This window comes from Candidatus Hydrogenedentota bacterium, assembly GCA_019695095.1.
Taxonomy (GTDB): domain Bacteria; phylum Hydrogenedentota; class Hydrogenedentia; order Hydrogenedentales; family SLHB01; genus JAIBAQ01.
Genome location: JAIBAQ010000310.1, coordinates 1 through 4,678, shown reverse-complemented (window position 1 = coordinate 4,678; position 4,678 = coordinate 1). Strand labels below are relative to the sequence as shown.

4 protein-coding genes are annotated in these 4,678 nt (G+C 55.9%); 1 reads left to right on the top strand and 3 read right to left on the bottom strand.

Features of this window, described 5'->3' with window-relative positions:
• The 3 genes from K1Y02_25455 to K1Y02_25445 form a co-directional block, all read right to left on the bottom strand.
• The coding region (locus K1Y02_25455) for an alpha/beta hydrolase (protein MBX7259728.1) at positions 1 to 220 on the bottom strand (220 nt) is incomplete at its 3' end.
• 89 nt (positions 221 to 309) lie between these two features.
• Complete coding sequence (locus K1Y02_25450; GenBank protein MBX7259727.1) at positions 310 to 2,889, bottom strand: polynucleotide kinase-phosphatase; 2,580 nt, start codon at positions 2,887 to 2,889, stop codon at positions 310 to 312.
• On the bottom strand, positions 2,886 to 4,286 hold the full coding sequence (locus K1Y02_25445; GenBank protein ID MBX7259726.1) for a 3' terminal RNA ribose 2'-O-methyltransferase Hen1: 1,401 nt from the start codon (positions 4,284 to 4,286) through the stop codon (positions 2,886 to 2,888). The genes K1Y02_25450 and K1Y02_25445 overlap by 4 nt, the downstream gene beginning before the upstream one ends.
• Before the next feature lie 121 nt (positions 4,287 to 4,407).
• Between K1Y02_25445 and K1Y02_25440 the strand changes: the two genes are divergently transcribed.
• The coding region (locus K1Y02_25440; GenBank protein MBX7259725.1) for a hypothetical protein at positions 4,408 to 4,678 on the top strand (271 nt) is incomplete at its 3' end.

Below are 4,678 nucleotides of genomic sequence, written 5' to 3'. Positions count from 1 at the left end.
GCGGCTCGTGCGCCCAGAAGAGCGCCCGCCAAATCCACGGCTTTCCTGGTGCCGCTTCCTTGGGTACCACAACCATGGCAGGACGTTCGGCACACTCGAAATCGTATTTGTCGTATCCGTTCCAGTCACTCTTCGCGCCCGGAAACGGCGCGTCGGCCGCAAAAGCCAATACGGAAATCGTCGTAAAGACGACAGCAATACTGAATAGTCTGAATCGCATAACTCCCCCTGATCATGAACCCAACGTTCACATTCTAAGACTATACACGGGACGAGGGGCTCAGAGCACCGTTTTCGCGAGGGCAGTCGTTACAAACGCGGATCTACCGGTTCACTCTCCATCGCCAGAACACCGAAAGCACATTCATGAACACGGTAGAGCGGTTCGTAGCGCACAAACCGTTCAAGCGATTCGACGCCCAGCGCGAATTCGCGAAGTGCCAAGGAACGTTTGCCAGACAGTCCCCTCGCCCTCAGCCTCTCCAAGTTTTCCTCGCGCGTATACTCCGGCCCATAGATAATTCGCAGGTACTCGCGCCCGCGGCACTTTAGTGCAGGTTGTGTAAGTCCCTTGTGGCCCGAGTGAATAAACTCCAGCGGCTTAATCACCATGCCTTCGCCACCAGCCTCGGTAAGTTCCTCCCACCACGCAATGCCTTCAGAAACACTTTCCTCATCCATCACGTCCACGCTCAGGCAACGAGTGTCCATAATCACGTGTTCATTGCCGTGTGCATCCAAATCCGCTCGATGCAATCGCTTCGCTACATCCATGTGCCAAACATGGTCGCGAGATGTGTGCACACAACCTTCCGTCGCCATCACATGAAACGGCGCCAGCTTGAGGTCGTGGAAGGATGTTACCGTCCAGCAGTAACGGCGGTAGGCCGCCGAATATGCCGCGCAATCAGACGCACTCAACTCCGCCCATACAAGCAACGAATCCATGCCCTCGACACCCCGACTGGCAGCCCCCCGCAATTCGGCTATCGTGTGCGAAAGTGCACTTCGCGAGGCCGAGGCAACGGGCGCGTACTGTCGTCGGAGCAGTTCCTGCGCCTTGGCCGACCATGGCATAAGCTCGCAGTCCAGACAGATCCAATCTGTTTCCAGTTCATCCCAGAGGCCTGCGCGCGTCATGGCGGCATGAACTCGCTCCAATAGAGCTGCTTCCATCTTAACGTCGTTGAAGAACCGCCTCCCGGTACGCGTGTAGCACACCCCGATGCTGCCATCCGGAACGTGGAATCGCTTGCGCGCGACCTCCGAGTCCCGGCAAAGGACAACAACAACCCGAGATCCCATGTGCTTTTCTTCGCAGATGACCCGTGACACGCCACAGTTCTTGAAGTAACTGAAGGCTTCGACGGGATACTCCAATAACCCAGGCCGTTGACTCGTCTCCGAGGGAGACATCGTCGGCGGCAAATAGATCAGCCACCGCGGATCAACCGCGTATCGGCTCATCACCTCCAGAGCTGCGGCAGCATTCTCTTCGCGAATTGTCACGTTCGAACGCAATTGCGTCGACACCACACGCTTGCCCATGACATCTTCCAGAAATAGCACGTCATCCGGACGCTTATCTCCCGAGTCTCCCACATTGGCAGCCAAGGGACGCACAGGGTCAGCGTACTGTCGAAGAGCGGGCACAGAGAAGATTTCGCGCTCCGGATATCGAAGCGCTGTCAGCTTTCCGCCAAAGACACATCCGGTATCGATATTGATAGTCCGGTTGATCCACTCCACTTCGGGAACAGGAGTGTGTCCGTAAACGACCATGGCACTACCGCGATATTCCTGTGCCCACGGATAGCGCACCGGCAAACCGAACTCGTCCGTTTCTCCGGTGGTTTCACCGAACAACGCAAAATCGCGCACCGCGCCGGACCCACGCCCCTGCATGCTTTCCTTCATGCCTGCATGAGCCACGACCAGGTTTCCCCCGTCCAAGACATAGTGACTCACAAGACCGTCGAGGAAATCACACACAGTAGACCGAAACTCCGTACTTTCGCCTTCAAGCTGTTCCAAAGTCTCGGCCAACCCGTGCTTAATCTGCACGTCCTTGCCTTGGAGCTTGCGCATGAGCTTGATGTCATGGTTTCCCGGCACGCACAGCGCTACGCCGGATTTCACCATGCTCATGACCAGACGCAGCACCTCGGGGATCTTCGGTCCGCGGTCGACGATGTCGCCTAGGAAAACCACTTTTCTTGCATCCGGCGGAGTAACCTGGAACCCGGACGGCGAAGACTCGTCGACCCTTTCAATGCGATAGCCAAGTTCACTGAGCAATTGAACCAATTCATCAAAGCAGCCGTGTACGTCGCCGACTATGTCGAAGGGGCCACGCTCGTGGCGAAGGTTGTTCCACAAGGGTTGTCGTACGATTTCCGCCGATTCAATGTGTTCCAGCGAAGACAACACATAGATGTGGCGAAATCCTTCACGCTTCAGACTTCGCAACGAACGCCGCAAAGACGTGCATTGCTGCCTCACAACATGTTCGCCAAACTGCCGGTCTGCTCGTTCGCGGTTACGCGCCGCACAGAGCTTTTCCGGCACATCGAGGACAATCGCCACAGGTATGCAATGATACTTGCGGGCCAATTCCACTAAAGGCTTGCGGGATTCCGGTTGGACGTTTGTCGCGTCGATTACAGTGAGGCGGCCCAATGCCAGTCGTTTGGACGCGATGTACTGCAGGACATCAAACGCGTCCTTCGTGACGGATTGATCGTTCTCATTGTCTGAGACCATCCCGCGGCAGAAATCGGAAGACAGCACTTCAGTCGAGCGGAAGTGCTTCCGCGCAAACGTCGACTTACCCGATCCGGATACGCCCACCAAAGTAACTAGCGCCAATTCAGGAATAGTGATTGTCATTGTGAGAATACCGCCATTTGCGTAGGTGCGCCGTGTATGGGGTCTTCCGGTCCGACGGGGAAGTACTCCACGGAGTATCCGAATTGCGCACCTATCCGATCGCCCCACGCACGGAATTCGGCGCGCGTCCACTCGAATCGATGATCGCGATGCCGAAGCCTTCCCGCTGGAAGAGTTTCAAAGAGTATGTTGTATTCCACGTTTGGCGTTGTCAGAACAATGCGAGCAGGCTGAGCGAACTCAAATAGAACTCGTTCGAATGCGGCCAACCGATAGGACTCGAGATGTTCGATGACTTCCACGACAGCGGCGGCGTCGTGACTCTTGAGACGCGAATCCGAATACATCAGCGACCCGTGAATCAACGTAAGCCGTTGACGCTGACGCTCCGGTAATCGCGACAATCCCAAGCGCTCTGAGGCTGTTTCCAATGCACGTACGGAAACATCCATGCCTGTTATTGACGAAAACTGAATGTCCTTCAACAAGAGCTTCAATAATCTTCCTTCTCCGCAGCCAAGATCTAGAACTCGCTTCGCACCGGAAGTCTTCAACTGATGTAACACGGCGCTGAGACGCTGCTCATTGAGGCTTAAAGAGCGCTCTGTCTCAGCCTCTTCAACATCCTGCACGGCGACTTCAACATCCGGGTCTGCCGCCTCCTCCTCAACCAGGCGCGCTAGAGCCATGCGAGTCAGTCGCCGATGGTGCTTGAGGTACCGGTGAGCGATTTCATCGCGTTCCGGGTGTCCTTGGAGCCAACCATCGCCGTGCCGTAGGAGCTTCTCGATTTCATCGGCTCCGACATAGTAGTGCTTCTCGTCGTCAAGCACAGGAATGAGCACGTATAGGTGACTCAAGAGGTCATGCACTGTGCACGTTCCCGCTAGCGTCACCGAGTGATACGGACTCGCTCCCCACTCCGGAAACGCAGTATCCAGTTCAAGTTGCTCCGTCTCAATACTGTATCCCAGCGGCTCAAAGAGCTTCTTGAGAAACGGCTTTCCACCACGACATGCAACGACGGGCAGACTCACACGCAATGCCAGAGGCGTGTCCACCAATTCGGGCCTATCCTTGCACCGTCCCGACATGGCCGTCGCGAACATGCGTCCGATTGCAACGCTCATGAATGACGATGCGACGTAGGGCCGGTCGTTCACGTACTGGTCCAACGGACCACCCTCTCCGTTCTGGCTCGATCGACCGCGAACCAGGCCAACAGGGTCAATTTCCAGCATAAGTGCGGCGGTACACTCGTCGTTCCCTGCTTTGGGATAGAAGACATGCGCGCGACCGAAAGGAAGGTCTCGCGTATGCAGGCGAGCGGGATTCTTGTGCAATAGAAACCCCAGATCGGTGGCGGCTGGCGTCGTATTCGTTATTGTCAGAAGCATGTACTTGTACCCTCGGCGCAATATTGCCGTAGTTTACCCATCAGAATCGACCTTATGCGCACTTGTACGACTCAGTTCACTCGCTTATTCTGACCGCTGTGCAGCAAAAGGAGTGCGCATCATGAATAACCGGGCTTGCTTTCAACCTCCTTCATCTCTCTTCATTGTAGCGATTGCTGTTGGTCTAGCCTTTTCGCCAGTCAGCATTGCGCAGGAAGACGCGGCGCAAGAGCAGCACAAGGTCATTGGGGTTCAGGATACGAATGCCGCCCAAGACAGTTTTCACCGGACAACGCATGCGGACGCGCAGTGGTATCCGGAGGCGGGGTTGGGTTTGTTCATCCACTGGGGGATCGCGAGTGTTCAGGGCGATGCGGAGTTGTCGTGGGCGA

Bases quoted from the DNA above. Each gene is read 5' to 3' on its own strand.
- K1Y02_25445 (MBX7259726.1), bottom strand. From the start codon at position 4,286: ATGCTTCTGACAATAACGAATACGACGCCAGCCGCCACCGATCTGGGG.
- K1Y02_25450 (MBX7259727.1), bottom strand. From the start codon at position 2,889: ATGACAATCACTATTCCTGAATTGGCGCTAGTTACTTTGGTGGGCGTA.